This is a genomic window from Corallococcus carmarthensis, from assembly GCF_003611695.1.
GTDB lineage: Bacteria > Myxococcota > Myxococcia > Myxococcales > Myxococcaceae > Corallococcus > Corallococcus carmarthensis.
This window is the reverse complement of sequence record NZ_RAWE01000188.1, coordinates 1-20,381: the sequence shown is the minus strand read 5'-3', so window position 1 is coordinate 20,381 and position 20,381 is coordinate 1. Positions and strand designations below refer to the sequence as shown.

The window sequence follows — 20,381 nt, the reverse complement described above, 5'->3', positions numbered from 1 at the left end:
GCCCCGCGACCAGGGCCCCCACCGCCACGCACAGCACCAGCAGCATCCGGGTGACGCCCTCCAGCCGCTGCTGCAGCGGGGTCTCCGACACCTGCGCCGTCCGCATCAGGTGCGCGATGCGGCCCAGCTCCGTGCCCATGCCGGTGGCCACCACCTCCGCCACCGCCGTGCCCGCGGCCACGGAGGTGCCCATGAAGACGCGGTCCCGCCGCTCCGCCAGCGGGGTGGAGTCCGGCAGCGCCCCCACCCGCTTGTCCACCGGCGTGCTCTCCCCCGTGAGCGCCGCCTCCAGCGTGAGCAGCGCATGCGCCGACAGCAGCCGCGCGTCCGCCGCCACCACGTCCCCCGCCTCCAGCACCAGCGCGTCGCCCGTCACCACCTGGGCCGCGGGAATCACGGCGCTCACGCCGTCGCGCAGCACCCGCGCGCTGGGGGCGGTGAGGGCGCGCAGGGCCAGCACGGCCCGGTCCGCGCGGTACTCCTGGAGGAAGCCCACCAGCGCGTTGAGCACCACGATGGTGGCGATGGCCACCGCGTCCGCCACCTCCCCCAGCAGCGCCGCCACGCCGCACGCGCCCAGCAGCAGCCACACCATGCCTGAACGGAACTGACGGCCCAGGAAGTGCCACGCGGAGCGGGGCCGCTCGCGCGTCAACGTGTTGGGCCCGGCCTGCCGCAGCCGCGCTTCCGCTTCCTCCTGGCCCAGGCCCCACCGGGGCGCCCCCTCCACCGGCGCCGCGTCCCGCCGCGCCAGGCTCATCGCGCCACCGGGCGAGGAAGCTCCAACCGCGTCCAGCCATCGACGTTCATCGCGAGCCGCCCCTTGAGTGAAAGCCTTCGCGGGCCGCTTTGCGAACCCCATGCCGCGTCCGGGAGCAAGGCAGGCGCTTCCCGGCCCGCGCAGTTTTTGCGCGGGCCATCCCGGGCCTGCCGCAGCCCTTGCGCCGCCCTCGCGAGGAGCGCCGGGGACACCGACGGCACGGCTCGTGAAGTAGCGCCGCCGGAAGCAGCACGGGGCGCGCCCCCCCAGCCTCCATCCGCCGGGAAGCCGTGGCGCGGCGCTTCCCCGCACAGCCCCCGAGTCCCTCCATGGCCATCGTCTGCGCAGTCGACTTCTCCGAAGGTTCCCGTCAGGCCGCGCGGGTGGCCGCGCTGCTCGCGGCCCGCCGGAGCCAGCCGCTCTGGCTGGTCCATCAGGTCCACCCGGACCAGCTCCGGGTCGCGGCCGAGCCCGTGCGCGAGGGACTGCAGGCGCTGCTGCGCGAGGAGGCCGCGAGGCTGGAGCCGGTGGGAGCGCGCGTGCGGGTGCTGCTGCTGGAGAACGACTCCCCGCGGGCGCTGGCCAACGTCTGCGCCGCGCACGAGGCGCGACTGCTGGTGGTGGGGTCTCCCCGCGGGGAGGAAGCGGCGCTGGGTTCCGGGGTCAGCCTGGAGCGCATCGCGCGCAACTGCGCCGTGCCGCTGCTGCGCGTGCGCGACGCGGCCCCCTTCGAGGCCTGGCTTTCGGGCAAGCGTCCCCTGCGCGTGATGCTGGGGGTGGACCGCTCCCATGGCACCGAGGCGGCGCGGCGGTGGCTGGCGGAGCTGCGCGCGGCGGGCCCCCTGGAGCTGCTGGCGGGCCACGTCTACTACGCCTTCGAGCAGTGCCGCCGGTTGGGGCTGCCCACGCCCATGAACCTGGACGAGGTGGCCCCCCGCATCGAGGAGGTGCTCCACCGGGAGGTGGCGGCGCTGGCGGCCACGGAAGCCGGCCCGGCGCCGCGCGTCCACCTGCGCATGGCGGTGGGCCGCGCGGCGGACCACCTGGTGGACCTGGCCCGGGAACAGGAGGCGGACGTGCTCGTGGTGGGCACGCATCCGCACACGTCGCTGGGCAACCTGGCCTCGGTGTCGCACCACGCCCTGCGGCTCGCGCCGATGTCGGCGGCCGTGGTGCCGGTGAACCCCGCCGCCTCGCGAGGTGAAGCCCCCATCCCCCAGCTCCGGCGGCTGCTGGTCGCCACGGACCTCTCGCCGCTCGCGGACGAGGCCATCCCGTTCGCGTTCGCGCTGGCCCCGGCGGGCTCGGAGGTGCACCTGGTGACGGTGGTCCCCGAGCGCTCCGGCGCGGACCTGCATCAGGACCTGAAGGGGCGCCTGCTGGAGCGGGTGCCCCGGGGGCTGGAGTCCCGAGAGGTCGTCACGCGGGTGGAGGTCCTCCACGGCGAGGACGTGGCGCTCACGCTCGCCCAGGCCGCGGAGCGGCTGGACGCGGATCTGCTCTGCCTGGGCTCGCGCGGACACGGAGGCCTGAAGGAGGCCCTGCTCGGCTCGGTGGCGCGGCAGCTGCTGTCGCAAAGCCGCCGCCCCGTGCTCGTGCTGCGCCCGCCCGTGCGCTAGCCGCGAGCGTCCCCTGACGCGAGGAAGCCCGGGCGGGCGCGGAGGCCCCCCGGGCGCCGGAGGTTCGAGGGTTGGCGAAGGGGAAGGACGCCGGGCGCGCTCAGCGGGTGCCCGCGACCACGACGGACTCGGGGGTGCACTCCAGCAGCGCCGCCAGCTCCCGCACGCCCTGCTCGCGGCGCACCCGCAGGGCGAGCACCTCCAGCTTCAGCGACAGGTTCGCGCGCTGGAGCGCGAGCACGTCCTCCAACGGCGCCAGGCCCTCCACCAGGCCGCCCCGGGCCCTGGCGAGCGCCTCCCCCTGGACGGTCACGAGTGCCTCCAGCGTGGCCAGCCGCGCCTGGAGTCCTGCGTGTTCGCGCACGTACGCGCGCACCAGCTCGCGGCGGGAGGCGTCGTGAACGCGCGCCAGGAGGGCGTCCGCGTCCAGGGTCACGTCCGCGAGCCACGGCTCGGGCGGCTCTCCCGGCAACCGCCGGAGCACCGGGTCCACCTCCAGCCCCGCGGCGAGCAGCCACCGGGCACGTTGGGCGGCCCGGGCGGACACCCGCGCATCGAGTGTCACCAGCTCCTGCTCCAACCGCCGCCGGTCGCGGTCGGGCAGCGGCGGGACGTCCTGCGCGGTCTCGGGGCCCGGGTTCTCCATGCCGCGCGACAGCAGCCGCGCGACGTCCTCGCGCGCCGCCTCCTCGATTCGCGCCGCCTCCTCGTTCTCCCGCAGGCGCAGCCCGACCTGGGCGGCCTGCCGGGCGCGCTCTCCGGAAGCCGCGCGCAGCCGCACGGGCACCTCCTGCGCGAGCGCGCCAGGCGTCCCCAGGCACAGACAGAGGGAGAGCAGGACACGGCGCGGAACGCGCATGGGCGACTCCAGGAGCCAGGGGAGGCGGCGGGCGCTCACGCGCGGGGAGTGGCGCGCCCGTCGCGGTGCTCGCGGATCTCCTTGCGCAGCTCGCGCATGTGCCGGAGGAGCTCATCCAGCAGCCACTGCCCCTCGTCGGTCATCGCGCGCGCCCGCTGCTCGGCCTCCTGCACCTTCGGCTCCAGCATCCGCCAGCGCTCGCGGACCTCCATCCCCGCGAGGTGCATCTCCAATCGCAGCTCATCGCGGAGGGTGCGAAGCGTCTCCAACCCCTGCGGCTGCTTCTGGGTGTTCTCAGTCATGGCGTGCTCCTTCCCGGTCCAGGGACCGCACCCCCACGCATTGCATCAACGGCGCCAACCCCTCTCCCCTCTGGAGGGGCTTCGCGCCAGCGCAATTCCTGCGGACGCTCGCGCAAGAAAGAAGGGGCCCGGCGAACGCGGCCAGCTACAACATCCGCCTGCGCATGGTCGACGGCGTGCCGCCCCAAGTGGTGGTATTGACCGCGTTCCCTGGTCCCTGAGGCGAACTCCCGATGACCGCCGATCCCAAGGCAAGCGCCCACTTCGAAGAGCTCAAGGCACGCATGGAGGCCCTCCAGAAGGCGCCCGCGCTGGAGAAGGCGCGCACCTTCCTGAAGGCCTTCTGCGCGCCCAACGGGGCCCTGTCCGAAGTGGAGGACCAGGTCCAGCACGCGCTGGGCTTCAACAGCATCCCGGTGTCGACCGGACTCGAAGGGCTGGAGGCCGTGCTCGCGGACGCGAAGGTGCCGTCCGCGACGCTCGTGTCGCTGGCGCGCGAGGACGCGAAGCGCCAGGAGCTCCCCGCCACGCCCACCGCCGCCCGGGACTACCTGGGCCAGGTCGTGGCCCTGCTGCGCAAGCACCTGCCGAAGCAGCCCGAGGCCGAAGGCGTCGTCAGCTTCGGCATCGACGAGGTCTACAACCTGCGCGACCCCGCCGGAAAGCTGGAGCGCCTGCGCTGCATCGACGTGGTGGGCGTGGACAAGGAGAGCTTCGCGGTGCTCGTGCCGGAGCACGCCAGCGAGGACAAGGGACCCTTCACGGTCTTCCGCTACCAGGCGGTGTTGGGTCAGCCGCTGAAGTACGAGCGCGTGAAGGACGCGGGCCTCGTCGCCAAGGTGCTCAAGGCGTCCCGGAGCTGACCGGAAGAGGCCGCCGTGACCCTGCCTCGCAGCGACTACATCCCGCAGCTCGCCATCGTGGGCAACGCGCGGCTGCGGGGACGCGACCTCCGCGCGCAGGTGATTGACGATCCTGGCGGCGCGGCGCTCGTGCGGAGGCCGGATGACTTCGACGGCTTCGCCCTGCCGGACGGGGGCTTCGAGCCGTCCTTCTACGCCTGGTTGGACGTGATGAAGGCGCGGGGGCTCGTCGCGCTGCGGGTGCTCACGGACAGCGACCCCGAGGATTGGATCCTCACCACGCCCCCTCCGCCCCTGCCCCGGTTGCCGGACTTCACCCTCGTCTTCGGGGACCGGGAGGTCGGGTACGCGTGCCGCGTCGAGAGCGGCCCCATGGGCACGAGGGAGGCCTTCATGCCGGTGGAGGTCCCCCGGCGGGTGGCCGTTCCGGCCGTGGACGCGGCGGAGCGCGAGCTGCTGGAGGCGACGCGCGGCTACGTGCGGTTCCTGGAGGGCAAGGTCCGGCGCGACGATGGAACCGCCGTCTTCTACGAGAAGATGGGGCTCGAGGTCCTGGAGCAGCTCACGGCCACCGAACCGCGCTTCCAGGAACTGCTCGCCGCACGGCGCCAGGCGCAACTGCATCAACTGCGCAAGGACTACAAGCCCCCCGGCTACACGAAGGCGATGCGCCCGCGCGTGCTGGAGCAGGCGGACCGGGTCCAGCGGATGACCGACTTCACGCGCGTCATGGAGGAGGCGGGGCTGTCCTGGCGGACGCAGCGGCTGGCGCTGGTGACGACAGGGCTCTACCCGCTCAACATGCGCCACGAGCGCACGTCGGAGGAAATGCTTCCGGACTACGTGCTCCATCCCGGCTACATCGCGGTGGGCTCGCGGCTGGCGAAGGCCGCGTGTGACGGGCACAACGCGGCGCTGAACGCCTCCACTTGAGCCGCCGCGCCACCGGCCCCGAGGACCGGTGCGCGGACGGAAAGCGGGGCTGCTTCAGCGGCGTGCGTAGGAGCCGGAGCGCAGCTCTTCGAGGAGGCTCGGGCCCTTGGGCGCCCAGCCCAGCAGCTTCTCCGCCTTCTCGGACGTGAAGCGCTGATCCAACGCCAGCGCATCCGCGAACGGGCCGAACTGCTTGCGCGCCTCCTCCAGGGGCCACGCCGTCGTCTTGCCGGCCACGCCCGCGCCCTCGCTGGCGGCCTGCGCGGCGTCCTTCACCTTCACGCCCGGGCCCTGCGTGGCGAGGAGCACGGTCCCCGCGGGCGCCTTCTCCAAGGCGCGCACGTAGAGGTCCGCCAGGTCGTCCACGAACACCACCGCCCAGTGGTTCTCCCCCGTGCCCACGTAGGTGACGGAGCCGCTGTCCTTCACGGAGCCGGTGAGCATGGCGGGGATGCCGGTGCCATTGCCGTAGACGACGCCCGGCCGGATGACGATGCCGCGCACGCCCGGCGTGTTCAGCGCGCGCTGCTCCACGGCGGGGCGCCACGCGACGATGGGCGTCGAGTTCAGCGGCGCGTCCTCGTTGGCGACGCCCTGCGTGTGGCCGTGCACCCAGACGCCGCTCGTGTAGAGGAACGTCTTGTTCGTGCCCTGGAGCGCGCCCAGCACCGCCGCCACGGCGGGAGCGTCCACGTCCTTGTCATTGGACGTCGCCGTCCAGAGGACCGCGTCCACGTCCTTCACCGCGGCCGCCAGCCCCGCCGGGTCCTTCAAGTCGCCCTGCACCGCCTGGACGCCCTTGGCGGTGAGCTTGCTCCGCGCCTCGTCCGACCGCGCCAGCCCCAGGACCTGGTGGCCCGCACGCTTGAGCGCGTCCACCACCGCCCCGCCGATGTAGCCCGTCGCGCCCGTCACAAGGATTCTCATGGTCCAGCCCCTCTTCCGGTTCAGGTTGCGCCCCCCTGATGCGCCAGGACCCGCCGGGTTTCACACCGCCTGGAGCGCGGCGTCCGGGGCCTCCTCCCGGGGCCCGTCCTCCACCTTCACGGGGGCCTCCGAGGCACGCCACGTCCAGGCGAAGGCCGCCAGGTTGAAGACCATCATCGTCAGGGAGAACAACCACAGCCGCAGGCAGACGGCGATGCCCGTGTGCAAGAGCAGCGTGGCCACCAGCCAGTGCCGCCGCAGCCGGGGGACCCAGATCATCCCCGCGTAGCCCACCTCGATGAGCAGCGTCCCCCAGCAGGCAAGCTGCGCCAGCAGCGGGTACGACGCGAGCCAGGAGAAGTCGAAGGCACGGAACTGCGGCTGCATCAGCGCGCGCCAGAGGGCCTCGCCGTTCCACCACTGAGGCCCCTGCGCCTTGGACAGCCCGGTGTCCAGGTAGATGAAGCACAGGTGGAACTGGAGCGTGCGCAACGCCACGCGGGCCCCGGACGTGGGACCGGTGAAGACCCGGCCGGCGCGCGCATCCAGCGACCAGCGCCCCGCGGACGGCATGAACACCAGGTAGAAGAAGAGCACGTGGAGGATGGTGTCCACGCCATAGAGCGACAGGTACGCGTTCGCGGACGTCAGGCCGTGCGTGAACCAGGTGAGCACCGCGAAGAAGCGCGTGCGGTAGCCCAGCAGCAGGCCCACCAGGCCCACCGCGTAGAGGACGAACACGGCGTACATCGTGGCCATCGTGCTGACGCCCAGCGGCGCCAGGAGCCGCCCCACCCGTCCCAGGCCGGGCGCCCAGTCACCCGCGCCGATATCGGTGATGACCCACTGGACGAGGCCGAAGTTGCCGTACAGCTCCGGCAGGTGCGGCCAGAGGATGCTGAGTTGCAGGAGGGAGAGGGCCGCGACGGCGATGCGCAGGAAGGCGAGCCCGTCGGGAGCCACGGGCTCCAACCAGAAGCGCCGCACCTGGGTCTGGACACGGTTCATGGCGATTCCCTGGACAGGGGGCCGTCGCGGCGGCCGAAGGTCCCGGTGTAGTGGAGGGCCCAGTCCGGCCGCTTTCCGGCGGCCCAGGCCTCCATGGAAGGAAGCACGTACGACTGGGTGACGACGGTGACGCGGGACGCGTCCGGATGGACGCCCAGCATCACCGCCGCCCAGGACTGGGCCAGCACGTCCTGCGTCTTGCGGTTGGCGCGCAGGCCGGAGGCGACGATGCACTGGTAGCGGAGCCCCACCTCCAGGCTGTCGGAGTCCAGGGGTTCGAACAGGGAGCGTCCGTCGCGCAGCTCCAGGATGAAGCCGGTGCGCGTGTCGCTGGCCACCGCGGGCGCGAAGAAGCGGTAGTCGCTGATGACGCCGGACAGGCTCTGGTAGGTGCGGACGCCGCGGTCGAACGCGGCCTCCGAGTTCGCGCGGGCCAGGCCCGTCCAGAGGAAGGCGCCCACCGCGGCCAGATGCAGCACCGCGATGCACGCCCAGAGGGCTGCCTGGCGTTCATCACCCTCGGGCCGCGATGGGACGGTCCGCATGGCTACTTCAGGAACTGGTAGGAGCCGGGGGTGATGTCCGCGAGGACGGCATCGATGGCGAAGGCCACGCGCTCCGACTTGGCGCCCGAGGCCTGCCCTGCCGCGGTGTTCGGATCCATCACCAGGCCCATGATGTTCGCCTCCTCGTTGAGGACGACGCTCTGCGCGGTCGCCATGCGCTGCACGTACGCGAGGGGCAGCGAGCCGTAGAGGCGCGATCCGTTGACGCCGCCCCGGGGGGAGAACGTGGGCAGCCGGATGTAGAACGTGTCCGGCGACACCTGGCGGATCTGCGCGACGATGGCGTCCACGTCCGCCTGGGTGAAGTCATGGGTCGGCGTGCGCGCGGACACGGACGCGAAGCTGATGGCGCTGGTCAACGCCACGCCCAGCGTGACGCCAACGGCGGCCTTGAAACCCACGTGACGGGACGCGCGGCGCATGCCAATCAGAGACAGGAATTGTTTCATCGGGGGAGTACCTTCAGGTTGAAGGCAGCGGGAAAAAGGCCGCTGCCTCCACAGGTACGCCCCGGTGAAACATTATTCTCCGGCCTGGGGTGCGCGGCGACCGCGCTCCCTCAAGGGAAGAGGCATCCCGGACGCGGATGGCCTACCGTGCGGGGGCCATGAGCTTCGCCGACAAGATGCGCGTCTGGATGCCCCTGCACGAGAACGGTGTCAGCCGCGCCGTGCACTTCGTGGGGGCCTATCTCTTCACCTTCGCCCTGCTGGTGCCCCTGTGCTGGGTGCGCGTGCCCGGCACGCCCCTCACCGCCGCGCACCTGCTGGTGGCCGCGGTGGCCGTGTACGCCATGACACTGGAGTGGACCGCCGGCCTGCTCATGGCCCTGCCGCTGGTCCCCACGCTGCTCGCCGCGGAGGCGGTGGCCCGGCTCCCCACGGGGACGGCCGCGGGCATCGCCGTGGGCGTCATGGTCTTCCGCTTCGCGCTGGTGGTGGGCGCGCACGTCGTCTTCGAGAAGAAGACCCACGGGCTGTCGCTGGGCGGCCCGCTGCTCTTCTTCATCGAGCCCGTGTACCTGCTCACCCTGGTGCTCTTCGCGCTGGGCCTCAAGCAGGACCTGCGCGCGCGTGTGGCCACCGGAACCGCCGGCGTCTGAGCCCGTGGAAGTCCCCGCGCTTTTCGTCCGGCACCCCGCCGCGCGGTGGGGACTGCTCACCCTGCTGTCGCTCCTCGTGCTGTCCGCCGTTCCCCTGTCCGGGGTGACGACGGCGGGGACGCTGAAGGAGGGCTACACGGACCACGTGCGCCACCCGTACGTGGTCTGGGTGGGACTGCATCGCGGCCTCCAGGCCCTCTACACCGCGCCGCTGGGCGAGCTGCGCGAGGGCATCCCCTACCGGCAAGCCATCGACCAGTGGCTGGACGTGCCGTACGTGTATCCGCCCGGTGCGCTGGTGCTCTTCCTGCCCCTGGCGCTCGTGGGCGAGTGGGTGCCGATGTCGCCCCAGGCCTTCGGGCAGGTGTGCCTGCTGTACCTGCTGGCCTTCGCGCACGTGGCGCTCTACGCGGCGCTGCGGCTGCTGGATGGACTTCCAGCGGGAGGCCGCTGGGCGGTGGGGGTCCTCTGCTGGCTGGTGCTGATGCGGCTGGCGCTCTACGGCCAGTACGACGGCGCGTGGCTCGTCTGTGGGGTGCTGGCGCTGGCGGCGCTCGCGAAGGACCGTCCAGGGGTCGCGCTCCGCTGGCTGGCGTGCGCGGCGCTGCTGCACTACCGGGCGGTCGTCCTCGTCGCCGTGGGCGTGGTGGCGCTGTGGCGCGTGGTGCGCGGGCGGCCGGTGCGACAGTGGCCGTGGGGCACGCTGCTGGGGGTGGCGGTGGCCGGGGTCCTCTGCGTGCGCACGTTCCTGTGGATGGCGCCGCTGGCCGCTCAAACGGACGCGGCGACCCCTTCCATCCTGGGAGAGCCCGGGACGGTGGCGCTGGTGATGGGCTTGAGCGCGGCGGTGCTGGCCCTCTCCTGGCGCGGCGCTGACGGACTGGTGACCGCGTCGGTGGGGCTGGGCGTCGTGCTCGCGGTCATCGACACGCGCCACTGGTGGCACGCGTCCGCGCTGCTGCTGGTGCCCCTGACCGTGGGCGTCCTTCGCGCTCCGCGCTGGCCCACGGCGGTGCGGCTGGGGCTCGTCGTCTGGGCGGGGGTGCTGGAGATGGCCGTGTGGTACGGCAATCCCCTCTGGTTGTTCCGCGACCTCAACCGCTTCCTGCGGCTGATGTGACGGCTCAGCGGTGCTGGATGAGGAACCGGGCTTCGTCCCAGACGAGCCCGTAGCGGCGCAGGAGGTCCTCGATGCCTGCTCCCGCCGGAGGTGGATGGGCGATGGACTCGAACCGGTTCAGCTGGAGCGTCCGGTCGGAAGCCGCGGAGACGAGCAGCGCGCCGTCCGGCGAGAAGGCCAGGGCCGACAGGAAGCCCTGCTGGCCCGTGAGGGTCCCCATGCGTTCGCCGGAGGGCAGGCCCCAGACCTTCACCACCTCCTCCATGCCCGACGAGGCCAGGAAGCGGCCATCCGGCGACACGGCCAGGGCCAGCACGCCCACGGTCTTCTCATCCAGCGTCTTCAACAGCCGGCCCTGCTCCACGTCCCAGACGCGGATGGGCTGTCGCATTCCCGCCGTCACCAGGTGGAGTTCGGACGGGGTGAAGACCACGGCGCGCACGGGCTCGCCCATGTCGAGCCGCAGCAGGGGCTGACGCCGCGCCACATCCCAGGTCCGCACCGTCTTGTCCGTGCTGCCCGACGCGAGCCTGCGCCCCGTGCTGTCGAAGGCCAGGGCCCAGACCTTGCCGGTGTGTCCCTGGAGCAGTCCCACGGGCCTGCCGTCGGACACCGACCAGAGTTGGATGTCCGGATCACCCGCCACCGCGACGAGCGTCCCATCCGGGCTGAAGGCCACCGCGCGCACGGAGCCCTTCACCCCTGGCAGCTCCAACAGCACCCGCCCCGAACGCGCGTCCAGCACGAGCGCCCTCCCCTTCAACGTGCCCACCGCGATGCGCTCACGGTCCGGACTCACCGCCAGGGACACCGCGGCCTCCGTTCCTCCCAGCTCCGAACGGAGGTCGTTCGCATCCGCGAGGCGCCACCGCCGCCAGCCGTCCTCAGCGCCAGCAAGCAACTCACGCTCCTGGGAGAACGCGAGCGCCTCCGGCCAGACGGCATGTCCGCGCAGCAGCACCTCCGCGGGGACCTCCGGCCGGCGCCACACCGCGAGCATGCCGTCCATCCCGCCCGAAGCGAACGTGCGACCGTCTGACGACAGGGCCACGCTCATCACAGCGGAGTGATGCGCATCCAGCCGCTCCAGCAGCGCGCCTCCCGTCCCGTCGATGAGCTGCACACGCCCGTCCCATCCACCCTGGACCAGGAGCTGGAACCGGCCGTCGATGGCGGCGACGGAGACGTTGCCCGAATTGCGCAGCACGTCCGTGAGCTGTCCCGACCGGGCGTCCCAGAAGCGCACGGCCCGGTCGCCCGCCGCCGTCATGATGCGCTGGCCGTCCGAGGAGAACGCGCCCGCCTCCACCTTCTCCTCGTGCCCCGCGAGTCGGTGGACCTCCTTGCGCGCTTCCAGGTCCCAGACCCGGGCGCTCCGGTCCGCGCTCGTCGACAGGAGCCGCCTGCCGTCCGGGGAGAAGACGACGGCGATGACGTTGTCGTCGTGTTCGAAGCGCAGCTGCTCGGCGCCGGTCTCCACGTCCCAGACGCGGACCCCCTTGTCCAGGCCGCCGGAGGCCAGCCGCCTGCCGTCGGGTGAGAAGGCCAACCCGAGCACGACGTCCGTGTGCCCCTGGAGCACCGCGTGCTGCCGGCCCTGGCGCCAATCCCAGACACGGAGCTCCCCGGGCCTGCCCGCGGAAGCCAGCCAGCGGCCGTCCGGTGAGAAGGCGATGGCGTGGACCTCGGCGGTGTGGCCCTTCAGCTCCGCCAGCGGCTCGCCGCGCTCCACGTCCCAGAGCCGGACCACGGAGTCGTAGTGCCCGGACGCCAGCACCCGGCCATCCGGCGTGAAGTCGAGGGCGAGCACCGACCCCTGGATCCGCTTCGACCAGCGCAGCGTGGAGGCGCGGTCCACCGCCCGGGCCTGCCCCCACTGCGCGGACAGCGAGTCCCGCGACGCCCGGGCCAGCGCGAACGAGGCCGCCGCCACGCCCCACTGCCGGGACTCGGTGGCCGCTTCGCCCTTCGCCTCGTAGACGCGGGCGCGCAGGTCCTGCTCCTTCGCGGTGTCCGGCACTTCGCCGCCGGAGGACCGGTGCGCCGAACAGGAAGCAAGCAACAGCGCGAGACACCACCACCGCATGGGGCTCCCTCCGGAAACAGGGCACGGCTTGCCTGGGCGCGGAGCATCCGCACCTTTGGGCCAGGACCGTACCCCGGAGAGGAGAGGAAGCCATGCCCGACAAGGCCACCGTCGACCGAGCGAAGAAGGAGCTGCGCGAAGGCAAGAGCCCCAGCACCGCGGCGGGTGGGTTCGTGCGCGAGGAGGTCGAGCACATCCGCGAAGGCGAACACGGCGCGCGCTCTTCGAAGCAGGCCATCGCGATTGGCCTGTCGAAGGCGCGCCGCGCGGGCGTGCCGCTGAAGCCCCCCACGAAGGAGCAGGCCCCGGCGCGCACGCGGCGCGCGGCGAAGCAGGACCTGGAGGTGGGCCAGCAGGAGCGCAAGCCCCGGGCCCCCTCGAAGAAGCGGAGCCAGGCCACGCTGGGCGCGCTCAAACGCGAGGGCCGTCAGGCGGCGTCCAAGCAGGCCCTGTCCGCCCAGGCGAAGACCGCCGCGCGCAAGCGGAAGACGGCCTCCCGCGCACGAAAGTAGCGCGAGCCTACAGGCCCGTCGGATAGGTCTCCGGCGCCTCGCCGCGCTCCCATCCAGCGGTGCGCTCCAGCGGTTCGAGCGCGCGCGTGTCATCGATGTGCAGCATCGCGTCGAACTGCGCCGGCAGCCGGGTGTGGAAGTAGTGGCTCATCCGCTCCGTGTCGGGCCGGTAGATGACGCCGATGGCCCGCTGCAGGCGCCGCTCGCGGAGCGCTCCGGCGGCCTCTCCCAGTTCGCGGAGGTCCAGCAGGAAGCCTGGCAGCCCGACCTCGTGGAAGAGGGACTCACAGCTGCCCGGCAACCCGTGGCGGATCCGCTTCCGCTCGGCGGCCCCGCCCCAGTTGGAGGCCGCGGTGACGGTGCCCCGGTACGTGCTGAAGCCGATGAGCCGCACCTGCCCCGGGTGCCGCTGACGCGTCAACTGCCCCAGGTTCACCTCGCCCGAGGCGCCCATGTCCGTCGCGCGCGCGTCCCCGACGTGCGAGTTGTGCGCCCAGACCACGATCCGCGCGTCACCCGAACGTCGCGTCAGGAAGGCCATCAGCGCATCCAGCGTGTCCGCCATGTGCGTGTCGCGCAGGTTCCAGGATGAGACGCGCCCATGGAACATGGACCGGTAGTATTCCTCCGCGTTCCGGACGACCCGCGCGTTCTGCTCCGCTTCGAACTGCGCATCCTCCGCCATGTGTCCGTCCCGGTGCAGCAGGGACTCGCGCTCCCGCTGAAGGTCCCGGAGCTGGGCGATGACCTGCCGCTCACAGTCTGGCGACAGCCCCAGCGTGGTCGCGTGGCCGTAGTCCTGCGGATCCTCCCCGAAGTGTTCGAAGCACGCGTAGCGGTGCCGGGCGCGCTTCGCGGCCTCCGGATCCGCGCGGTCCAGATACTTCAGCACCGCGCCCATGGAGGCATGGAGGCTGTAGAGATCCAGCCCATAGAATCCGGCCTTGTCGCGCGCGGAGCCGTGGTCGTTGTGCGTCCGCAACCAGCCCACGAAGTCGAGCACGTCCGCGTTGCGCCACATCCACGCGGGGAAGCGTTCGAAGTCGGAGAGGGACTCCACCGCGTCCGCGTCCCTGCCCATCGCGCGCACATAGCGGCTGATACGGTACGCGTCCGGCCAGTCCGCCTCCACCGCGACGGCGCTGAAGCCCCGCTCCTCGATGAGGCGCCGCGTCAGGAGCGCGCGGAGCCGGTAGAACTCGTGCGTGCCGTGGGTCGCTTCGCCAATCAGCACGCACCGCGCGTCGCCCACCAGGTCCATCAGCGGGCCGAAGTCCTCCCGCGTCCCCTGGAGTGGCCGCACGGTCTCCGCGATGGCTCGCACCAGCAGTGCGTCATCCCGGGTCGCCATGATGTCTCCTCCCCTTGTCATCAAGGGTTGGGTCGCGCACGCCGCGATGAAAGACGGCGGGCGGGCAGGCGGCACCCAAACCCCTGGGACTCCACGGGGACTCTCAGCTTCAGAGAATCAAGCAACTCCCGGCTGGGGTCTGGCGATAACCCTTCGCAAAGGAATCTTTTTTCATGACCCAGATCAAATCCCCCACGGGCTTCCTCTCGTCGCTGAAGACCGCCCTGAAGACCGCCAGCACGGATGGCAAGGCAGTGGGCGCTCCGGCCCTGAAGAAGGCGCTCCAGGGCGCCGACGCGGGCCAGCTCAGCGCCCAGCAGAAGAGCCAGCTGCGCGACGCCTTCGAGCAGGTGAAGTTGACCCCGAAGGCCCGTGAGCTCGCGGACCGCTTCGTGAAGGGCAAGGACGTCGGCTTCAAGCCCCCGAAGGACAGCGGCATGGTGAAGGTCATGATGGACGACCCCACCCGTGGCTCGAAGCTGCCGGACTTCAAGCCGCCAGACGGCGGCCGGATGAAGATCCGGATGGATGACCCGACCGGTGGCGTGAAGCTGCCGGACTTCACTCCGCCGGATGGTGGCCGGGTGAAGATCCGGATGGATGACCCGACCGGTGGATTGAAGCTGCCGGACTTCAAGCCTCCGGCGGACACGGGCGCCGTGAAGGTCATGATGGATGACCCCACGCGTGGCTCGAAGCTGCCGGACTTCAAGCTCCCGGATGGCGGCGCCGTGAAGGTGATGATGGACGACCCGCTGCGTGGGTCGAAGCTCCCGGACTTCAAGCCCCCGGCGGACACCGGCGTCGTGAAGGTCATGATGGATGACCCCCTTCGCGGTTCGAAGCTTCCGGACCTCAAGCCGCTGGATGGCGGCGCCGTGAAGGTCAAGATGGACAGCCCGGTCTGAGCGGCCGGCGGGCGAAGTCACGACACCCATGACGTCTCGCAAGAAGGTCGTGGTCATCGGCTCGCGTTCGGATGACGCCACCCGCTTCGTCGCTGAAGCGGTGGAGCGCCGTCGGGCGCGAGCCGTCGTCCTGGAGACGGACCGGGTGCCGGACTCCGCCGCGTTGAGCTGGGAGGACGGCGACGTGCACTGGGACGGTGAATGTCTCAGTGACCTGCGCTCGTTCTACATCAAGAACGTGCGCCTCTCGCTCCCGGTCCCCGAGGCCGAGGCCCTGTCCGAGCGCAACTTCCCGCGCTGGCAGGAGCAGTACCTGGCGGAGCGGGAGCGCCAGTCGTTCCTCCACTCCGTGCTGCGCTCGCTCCACCGGCGCGGCGGCTCGTTCGTGAACCCGCTGGAGGCGGTGGAGCTGCACTACCTGAAGCTGCACCAGCTGGCCCTGCTGCGCCGCCACCGCATCCCCGTCCCCAGCAGCCTGGCCACCGCCTCACCGGACGCGGTGCGCGAGTTCGTCGAGCGCCACGGCTCCGTCATCTACAAGCCGCTGAGCGGCGGCGCGATGGTGCGCAAGGTGGAGGCGGCGGACCTCACCGAGGAGCGGCTCCAGCTGCTCGCCAACTGCCCCGTGCTGTTCCAGGAGCAGATCATCGGCGACGAGTTCCGCGCCTACGTACTCGACGGCGAGCCCGTGTCCGCCTTCCACATCCCCACCGACGGCGTGGTGGACGCGCGGCAGAACCTGCACCGGGTGAAGCCCGCCCGCCTGCCCAAGGAAGCCTGGGCGCTGTGCCTCAAGGGCGCCAAGGCGCTGGGCATGGTCTTCACGGCGGTGGACCTGCGGCGCACCCACGAGGGCGCCTTCGTGGCGCTTGAATTCAACCCCACACCCGCCATCTCCTTCTTCGATGACCCGCGCGACGGCAAAGTCATCACCCGGCTCGCCAGCTACCTTGTCTCCAAGGCCTGAGCGCCCGAGCGGGTTCTTCATCGCGGACTTCGCCGACAGCATCTTCGGCCCCGTCCCCGCTCCGACGCCGGAGGTGTTCCCGCCTTCCGCGACCGCATGGACGCGCCTCGCGTCCGCGTCCGAGCCGCTGCGCACCGCCATCCGCCAGGAGTTCATCGAAGGCGGACGGGTGCCTCACGTGTGCCTCCGGGACGCCCTCCTCCCCGAGCGCGCGGAAGGCCTGCACCAGGCCCTGCGCGACGCGCGCTTCGTGCGCCACCACCACGGCCCCTATCCACTGCACATCGCGCCGTTGGATCAACAGACGCCCTCCGCCCTGACGGACTTCTGCGCGTGGCTCAAGAGCGCGGACGGCGCGGCCTTCCACGCCGCGCTGGTGGGCTGGCCCCACCCGCTGGAGACCCGCCAGGTGCAGGTGTCACGCATGGAGGTGGGCGAGCACTTCCCGGAGCACCGGGACACGGACGAGGAAGGGCTCGCCGTCGTCTACAACTTCACGCGTCCCTGGGAGGACCGCTTCGGCGGAGTCCTCGCCTTCCGGCATCCCGAGGTGGACGCGGACATGATGCGCGTCCCACCACTCTTCAACTCGGTGTTCATCTTCCGCGCGAGGGGCGCCCCCCACCGCGTGACGGAGTGGACCTCCGAGGCCCAGGGCCACCAGCGCTATTCCGTCACCGCGTTCATCCTCGCGAAGCGCTGAGCGCCTGGCCGCTCCCACGCCCACGGACTTGCGGCCCGCGGCGCGCATCAACATTGGAGTCCATGCTGACCGTGGAGACCACTCCTTCCCAACAGGTCCTCGCATGAGCCCAGCCACCGCTCGCGGTCTTTCCCAGCCACGGCTCGCCGGCATGACCTCCGCCCTGCGCGGCCACGTCGAACGCGGCGAGTTGCCCGGCCTCGTCGCCCTGGTCGCGCGCGGCGACACCGTGCACGTCGACGCGCCGGGCACGCAGGACCTCACTTCCGGAAAGCCCATGCGGCGGGACAGCCTCTTCCGCCTCGCGTCCATGGCCAAGCCCATCACGGCCGTGGCCACGCTGATGCTCGTGGAGGAAGGGAAGCTCCCGCTCGACGGCGCCGTGGACCCGTGGCTGCCGGAGCTGGCGAACCGCCGCGTCCTGCGCACGCCCGACGGTCCGCTCGACGACACCGTTCCCGCGAAGCGCGCCATCACCGTGCGCGACCTGCTCACGCTGCGCTGGGGTCTGGGCGCGGTGATGGCGCCGCCCGGCACGCATCCCATCCAGAGAGCCATGGAAGAGGCCCGGGTGACGCCCGGTTTCCACGTGCTCACGGATCCGCCCGACGAATTCATGCGGCGGCTGGGTTCGCTGCCGCTCCGCTACCCACCCGGAGAGCGCTGGGCCTACCACACCGGCTACGAGGTCCTGGGCGTGCTGGTCGCGCGGGCGTCGGGCCTGCGCTTCGAGGACTTCCTGCGCGAGCGGCTCTTCGCGCCGCTGGGCATGAAGGACACGGCGTTCGTCGTGCCCGCGGAGAAGCTCGGCCGGCTCACGGCGGCCTACGCGCGCGACCCCGCCACGGGACGGCTGGAGGCCTGGGACACGCCCGCGGACAGCTACTGGTCGCGGCCTCCCGCCTTCCCCTCGGGAGGAGGCCAGGGCGGGCTGGTGTCCACGGCGGATGACGTCCTCGCCTTCTGCCGGATGCTGCTGGGCGGGGGCCAGGCCGGTGACACCCGCCTGCTGTCTCGCGCGAGCGTCCAGGAGATGCTGACGGATCAGATTCCGGAGGAGCAGAAGGCCGCCTCGCCCTTCTTCCCCGGCTTCTGGGATGCGTCGGGGTGGGGCTTCGGCGGGTCCGTGTGCACGAAGCCGGATGGCGTCTCCCCCACCGCCGGGCGCTTTGGCTGGGCCGGGGGCTACGGCACGACGTTCTTCATCGACCCCCGGCAGGACCTGACGGCCGTCCTCCTCACCCAGCGGCGGATGCAGGGGCCCGAGGACGAGGCCCTGGCCATGGCGTTCTCCAAGGGCGCGTACCAGGCGCTGGAGGACTGAGGCGCGCGCTCAGAGCGCCGGGGCGGGCGTCGCCGCGTCGGACTGGGCGCTCGCGCTGGAAGCCGGGGTGCTGGCTCGCGCGGCGGTGTCCAGGTTCGCGAGGCCCTTCTCGAAGTCCTTGCCGATCATCGTGTCCATGTTGACGACGAGCGACATCACCTTGCCCATCAGGGTGTTGTCGCCGTCCATGCTCCAGCTCACGCGGGTGCCGCCGTTCTCGGGGGTGAGCGTGAAGACGGTCTGGTTCGTGGCGGCGAACGGCTTGAAGAACTCCAGCTTGAGGACGACACGCGCTCCGGGCTGGCTCTCCACGAGGGTCATGCGTCCATCCCCGGACTTGCCACCAGCCCAGGTGAAGCGGGCGCCCGGTCCTTCATTGGGCCCGTCGAAGGACTTGCTCAGGCCGGGGGCGAGCTCGAAGCGATACGGGTTCCACGTGTCGAAGCGGTGCAGGTCGTTGATCAACGCGAAGACGGTGGCCGGGGGCGCGGCCACGTGCGCGTTGCGCTCCACGCGGAAGGTGTCCGGCCGGGTGGCGACAAAGGCGCCCAGCGCGACGACGAGGATGAGGGCGGCGGTTGCGAGCTTGACGACCATGGCGGGCTCCCTGTTCGACTGAAGAGATGCTCCCGGGTGAGCGGGAGGGTTCATCTCCACGTCGAACGAGGGGCCGCGAAATCGACACGGCATTTCCGGCCCTTTTTCACGGCCGGCTGCCTACCCGGGCATCCCCCCTACTTCGCCGCGGGCCGGAGGGCCTGGAGCCGCGCCTTGTCCAGCTTCGCGGCGACGCCCACGCTGCGCCCCGCGAGGTTCGCGACGACGTACTGCACGGAGCTGCCCAGCACCTGCGCGCTCTCCGACAACGTGAGCCCGTAGTCCTGCTCCAGCCACTGCGTCAGGCCCTGCGTCGCGGAGCGCAGGGCGTCATCCAGCGAACCGCCCTGCCCCAGCGCCATCAGGTGCGTGGGTGACTCCACGCGAGGCGTCGAAGGCGGCGGCTTGCCGTGCAGGACGTCCACGGTGAACTCGACGTCCATGGAGGTCTCCAGCGCGTACTGCGACGTTTCGCCGTCGCCCTGCGCCGCGTGCGCGTCGCCCAGGTACAGGAGCGCTCCGGGCTGCGCCACGGGCAGGTAGACGGTGTTGCCCTCCACGACCTCGTTGAAGTCCATGTTGCCGCCGTAGCGGCCCGTGTCGCCGGTGGACAGGGGCGCGGAGCCGAAGCCGGGCGCCACCGCCAGGCCGCCCAGCATGGGCCGCAGCGGCACGGTGAAGGCCTTCAGCCGCTCCGTCGGGGTCTCCGGGGTCGCGACGCCGCGCTCCGGGTCGAGCTTCCAGCGCACGGGCTTGCCCAGCTCCGTCGCCTTGGCCGCAAGGCCCGTCGTGAGGGCCCGTCCCACGATGCTGTCCAGGCTGTCCGCGAACGGCCGGTTCAGCTTGAGGCGGCGGATGCGGATGGCCAGGGTGTCGCCCGGGTTCGCGGTGGCGATGAAGAAGGGCCCCGTCTGCGGGTTGCCGAAGAGGGCCCGGGTGACGCCCTTCGCGTCCATGCCGCCGGAGTCGAGCGTCGAGGTGCGCACCGTGTCGCCCGGCCAGACGGTCAGCACGGGCGGGCGGTGCGCGGTGAACTCGTTGGACCACGACGTGGGCGTGAAGACGTGCACGCGCGGAGGGCCCACGGGGCGCGAGGGCAGCAGCCGGGCCGTGAAGGCATGCGGCACGCGCGCCTTCGGGTTGTTGCTGTCGGGATAGTCCGCGGTGCCGCGAAGCGCCTCACCGCTCACCTTGCCGTCGAAGACGTAGGTCTGCTGACGCGAGTCCGTGACGACGAAGTGGACCGCGTTGCCCGTGCGCTCGCCCTTGAGCGCGTCCCCGTCCAGCTCTCCCGTGAGGCCCTTCCCGTCGCGCTCCAGCGTGAGGAGTTGATAGGCGGCATTGCCCCAGAGGTCGGTCGTCACGAGCCACGACTCAGAGGCCGCGAGCGCACTGGCCGGCAGACAGCAGAGGACGACGGAGAGGGAGCGGAGCATGGGTCAGCGCAGTGTAGAGGAAGGGAACCGACGCGGGAGGAGCTGAAGCGCCGCGGACGGCGCCGTGGAGCGCCAGGGCCCCCGCCACACCGAACGGCTCCGCCATCCGGCGCTGGGCGGTTCACAGCGCCCCCATGCGGTGGAGCCTTCCGGCACCCATCATGTCGCCAAGGGCTCCTCAACCAACCCCACGATCCGAAGCGCTCGGCGAAGGCTCGAGCCTTACGGAGCGCGACGGTGGACCGCGCTGGTGGGCTGGAGCGGATGCCAATGCCGGTGCCACGGGCAGAGGTGCCCTGCCGGAAGCGCCGTCTCCCAACTGGTCCGACAGTCGGACCAGTTCGCGCCGCATCCGACCCAGGGCCGCGCCCGCTTTCGAGTCCATGTCAGACCCCTGTGGTTTGGTGGCGGAGGCTTGGGCGAGGAGGGGGACGGGGA

At 71.7% G+C, this 20,381-nt stretch carries 21 protein-coding genes; 10 read left to right on the top strand and 11 right to left on the bottom strand.

What is annotated here, in order from left to right; genetic code table 11:
- A partial coding sequence (locus tag D7X32_RS33785; protein WP_244239331.1) for a P-type ATPase actuator domain-containing protein occupies positions 1-760 on the bottom strand: 760 nt, incomplete at its 3' end.
- 329 nt (positions 761-1,089) lie between these two features.
- Here D7X32_RS33785 and D7X32_RS33780 point away from each other — a divergent pair.
- Positions 1,090-2,379: a universal stress protein gene (locus tag D7X32_RS33780; RefSeq protein WP_120606694.1), complete on the top strand. Its 1,290-nt coding sequence runs from the start codon at positions 1,090-1,092 to the stop codon at positions 2,377-2,379.
- A gap of 100 nt (positions 2,380-2,479) precedes the next feature.
- Here the strand turns inward: D7X32_RS33780 and D7X32_RS33775 are convergent, their stop codons facing one another.
- On the bottom strand, positions 2,480-3,238 hold the full coding sequence (locus D7X32_RS33775; RefSeq protein WP_120606693.1) for a hypothetical protein: 759 nt from the start codon (positions 3,236-3,238) through the stop codon (positions 2,480-2,482).
- A 35-nt stretch (positions 3,239-3,273) separates the two neighbouring features.
- A complete protein-coding gene (locus tag D7X32_RS33770; RefSeq protein WP_120606692.1) occupies positions 3,274-3,540 on the bottom strand; it encodes a hypothetical protein in 267 nt (88 codons plus the stop codon).
- A 233-nt stretch (positions 3,541-3,773) separates the two neighbouring features.
- On the opposite strand from D7X32_RS33770, the gene D7X32_RS33765 reads away from it, so the two are divergent.
- Complete coding sequence (locus D7X32_RS33765) at positions 3,774-4,403, top strand: hypothetical protein (RefSeq protein ID WP_120606691.1); 630 nt, start codon at positions 3,774-3,776, stop codon at positions 4,401-4,403.
- A 15-nt stretch (positions 4,404-4,418) separates the two neighbouring features.
- Complete coding sequence (locus D7X32_RS33760; RefSeq protein WP_120606690.1) at positions 4,419-5,336, top strand: hypothetical protein; 918 nt, start codon at positions 4,419-4,421, stop codon at positions 5,334-5,336.
- A gap of 54 nt (positions 5,337-5,390) precedes the next feature.
- Here D7X32_RS33760 and D7X32_RS33755 read toward each other — a convergent pair whose 3' ends face one another.
- Genes D7X32_RS33755 through D7X32_RS33740 form a run of 4 tightly spaced genes read right to left on the bottom strand, consistent with a single transcriptional unit; the run spans position 5,391 to position 8,286 of the window.
- Positions 5,391-6,263 (bottom strand): NAD-dependent epimerase/dehydratase family protein, encoded by an 873-nt coding sequence (locus D7X32_RS33755; protein WP_120606689.1) that lies wholly within the window; start codon positions 6,261-6,263, stop codon positions 5,391-5,393.
- A gap of 60 nt (positions 6,264-6,323) precedes the next feature.
- A complete protein-coding gene (locus tag D7X32_RS33750; protein ID WP_120606688.1) occupies positions 6,324-7,271 on the bottom strand; it encodes an HTTM domain-containing protein in 948 nt (315 codons plus the stop codon).
- The gene (locus D7X32_RS33745; protein WP_120606687.1) at positions 7,268-7,816 is read right to left on the bottom strand and encodes a hypothetical protein; all 549 of its coding nucleotides are present in this window, start codon (positions 7,814-7,816) and stop codon (positions 7,268-7,270) included. The genes D7X32_RS33750 and D7X32_RS33745 overlap by 4 nt, the downstream gene beginning before the upstream one ends.
- 2 nt (positions 7,817-7,818) lie before the next feature.
- Positions 7,819-8,286, bottom strand: coding sequence for a hypothetical protein (locus D7X32_RS33740; RefSeq protein ID WP_147450373.1), 468 nt, complete (start codon positions 8,284-8,286; stop codon positions 7,819-7,821).
- Between the two features lie 137 nt (positions 8,287-8,423).
- On the opposite strand from D7X32_RS33740, the gene D7X32_RS33735 reads away from it, so the two are divergent.
- Positions 8,424-8,939, top strand: a complete 516-nt coding sequence (locus D7X32_RS33735; protein WP_244239330.1) for an Mpo1-like protein — start codon at positions 8,424-8,426, stop codon at positions 8,937-8,939.
- 4 nt (positions 8,940-8,943) lie between these two features.
- The gene (locus tag D7X32_RS33730; RefSeq protein WP_147450372.1) at positions 8,944-10,059 is read left to right on the top strand and encodes a hypothetical protein; all 1,116 of its coding nucleotides are present in this window, start codon (positions 8,944-8,946) and stop codon (positions 10,057-10,059) included.
- Between the two features lie 4 nt (positions 10,060-10,063).
- Here the strand turns inward: D7X32_RS33730 and D7X32_RS33725 are convergent, their stop codons facing one another.
- On the bottom strand, positions 10,064-12,145 hold the full coding sequence (locus D7X32_RS33725; RefSeq protein ID WP_120606684.1) for a WD40 repeat domain-containing protein: 2,082 nt from the start codon (positions 12,143-12,145) through the stop codon (positions 10,064-10,066).
- A 92-nt stretch (positions 12,146-12,237) separates the two neighbouring features.
- On the opposite strand from D7X32_RS33725, the gene D7X32_RS33720 reads away from it, so the two are divergent.
- Positions 12,238-12,657, top strand: a complete 420-nt coding sequence (locus tag D7X32_RS33720) for a transcription elongation factor (protein WP_120606683.1) — start codon at positions 12,238-12,240, stop codon at positions 12,655-12,657.
- A 7-nt stretch (positions 12,658-12,664) separates the two neighbouring features.
- Here D7X32_RS33720 and D7X32_RS33715 read toward each other — a convergent pair whose 3' ends face one another.
- Complete coding sequence (locus D7X32_RS33715) at positions 12,665-14,008, bottom strand: erythromycin esterase family protein (RefSeq protein WP_120606682.1); 1,344 nt, start codon at positions 14,006-14,008, stop codon at positions 12,665-12,667.
- Positions 14,009-14,181: 173 nt separating this feature from the next.
- Here D7X32_RS33715 and D7X32_RS33710 point away from each other — a divergent pair, with 173 nt between their 5' ends.
- The 4 genes from D7X32_RS33710 (at position 14,182) to D7X32_RS33695 (ending at position 17,910) form a co-directional block, all read left to right on the top strand.
- Positions 14,182-14,916 (top strand): hypothetical protein, encoded by a 735-nt coding sequence (locus D7X32_RS33710; RefSeq protein WP_120606681.1) that lies wholly within the window; start codon positions 14,182-14,184, stop codon positions 14,914-14,916.
- 28 nt (positions 14,917-14,944) lie between these two features.
- Positions 14,945-15,883 carry an ATP-grasp domain-containing protein gene (locus D7X32_RS33705; RefSeq protein ID WP_120606680.1) on the top strand — a complete coding sequence of 313 codons (939 nt, stop codon included), beginning with the start codon at positions 14,945-14,947 and terminating at the stop codon, positions 15,881-15,883.
- Positions 15,867-16,586, top strand: a complete 720-nt coding sequence (locus D7X32_RS33700; RefSeq protein WP_244239329.1) for a 2OG-Fe(II) oxygenase — start codon at positions 15,867-15,869, stop codon at positions 16,584-16,586. Before D7X32_RS33705 ends, D7X32_RS33700 begins: the two co-directional genes overlap by 17 nt.
- Positions 16,587-16,737: 151 nt before the next feature.
- Entirely contained in the window at positions 16,738-17,910 is a 1,173-nt protein-coding gene (locus tag D7X32_RS33695) for a serine hydrolase domain-containing protein (RefSeq protein WP_244239328.1), read from the top strand.
- 9 nt (positions 17,911-17,919) lie between these two features.
- Here D7X32_RS33695 and D7X32_RS33690 read toward each other — a convergent pair whose 3' ends face one another.
- Positions 17,920-18,507 carry an SRPBCC family protein gene (locus D7X32_RS33690; RefSeq protein WP_120606677.1) on the bottom strand — a complete coding sequence of 196 codons (588 nt, stop codon included), beginning with the start codon at positions 18,505-18,507 and terminating at the stop codon, positions 17,920-17,922.
- Between the two features lie 137 nt (positions 18,508-18,644).
- Positions 18,645-19,943, bottom strand: a complete 1,299-nt coding sequence (locus tag D7X32_RS33685; RefSeq protein WP_120606676.1) for an acetamidase/formamidase family protein — start codon at positions 19,941-19,943, stop codon at positions 18,645-18,647.
- Positions 19,944-20,381 lie beyond the last annotated feature (438 nt).

Coding starts and splice junctions, on each gene's coding strand:
- D7X32_RS33710 (WP_120606681.1), top strand. CDS start 14,182: ATGACCCAGATCAAATCCCCCACGGGCTTCCTCTCGTCGCTGAAGACC.
- D7X32_RS33765 (WP_120606691.1), top strand. CDS start 3,774: ATGACCGCCGATCCCAAGGCAAGCGCCCACTTCGAAGAGCTCAAGGCA.
- D7X32_RS33720 (WP_120606683.1), top strand. CDS start 12,238: ATGCCCGACAAGGCCACCGTCGACCGAGCGAAGAAGGAGCTGCGCGAA.
- D7X32_RS33770 (WP_120606692.1), bottom strand. CDS start 3,540: ATGACTGAGAACACCCAGAAGCAGCCGCAGGGGTTGGAGACGCTTCGC.
- D7X32_RS33685 (WP_120606676.1), bottom strand. CDS start 19,943: ATGCTCCGCTCCCTCTCCGTCGTCCTCTGCTGTCTGCCGGCCAGTGCG.
- D7X32_RS33745 (WP_120606687.1), bottom strand. CDS start 7,816: ATGCGGACCGTCCCATCGCGGCCCGAGGGTGATGAACGCCAGGCAGCC.
- D7X32_RS33725 (WP_120606684.1), bottom strand. CDS start 12,145: ATGCGGTGGTGGTGTCTCGCGCTGTTGCTTGCTTCCTGTTCGGCGCAC.
- D7X32_RS33690 (WP_120606677.1), bottom strand. CDS start 18,507: ATGGTCGTCAAGCTCGCAACCGCCGCCCTCATCCTCGTCGTCGCGCTG.
- D7X32_RS33705 (WP_120606680.1), top strand. CDS start 14,945: ATGACGTCTCGCAAGAAGGTCGTGGTCATCGGCTCGCGTTCGGATGAC.
- D7X32_RS33695 (WP_244239328.1), top strand. CDS start 16,738: ATGACCTCCGCCCTGCGCGGCCACGTCGAACGCGGCGAGTTGCCCGGC.
- D7X32_RS33740 (WP_147450373.1), bottom strand. CDS start 8,286: ATGAAACAATTCCTGTCTCTGATTGGCATGCGCCGCGCGTCCCGTCAC.
- D7X32_RS33775 (WP_120606693.1), bottom strand. CDS start 3,238: ATGCGCGTTCCGCGCCGTGTCCTGCTCTCCCTCTGTCTGTGCCTGGGG.
- D7X32_RS33715 (WP_120606682.1), bottom strand. CDS start 14,008: ATGGCGACCCGGGATGACGCACTGCTGGTGCGAGCCATCGCGGAGACC.
- D7X32_RS33750 (WP_120606688.1), bottom strand. CDS start 7,271: ATGAACCGTGTCCAGACCCAGGTGCGGCGCTTCTGGTTGGAGCCCGTG.
- D7X32_RS33780 (WP_120606694.1), top strand. CDS start 1,090: ATGGCCATCGTCTGCGCAGTCGACTTCTCCGAAGGTTCCCGTCAGGCC.
- D7X32_RS33735 (WP_244239330.1), top strand. CDS start 8,424: ATGGCCTACCGTGCGGGGGCCATGAGCTTCGCCGACAAGATGCGCGTC.
- D7X32_RS33755 (WP_120606689.1), bottom strand. CDS start 6,263: ATGAGAATCCTTGTGACGGGCGCGACGGGCTACATCGGCGGGGCGGTG.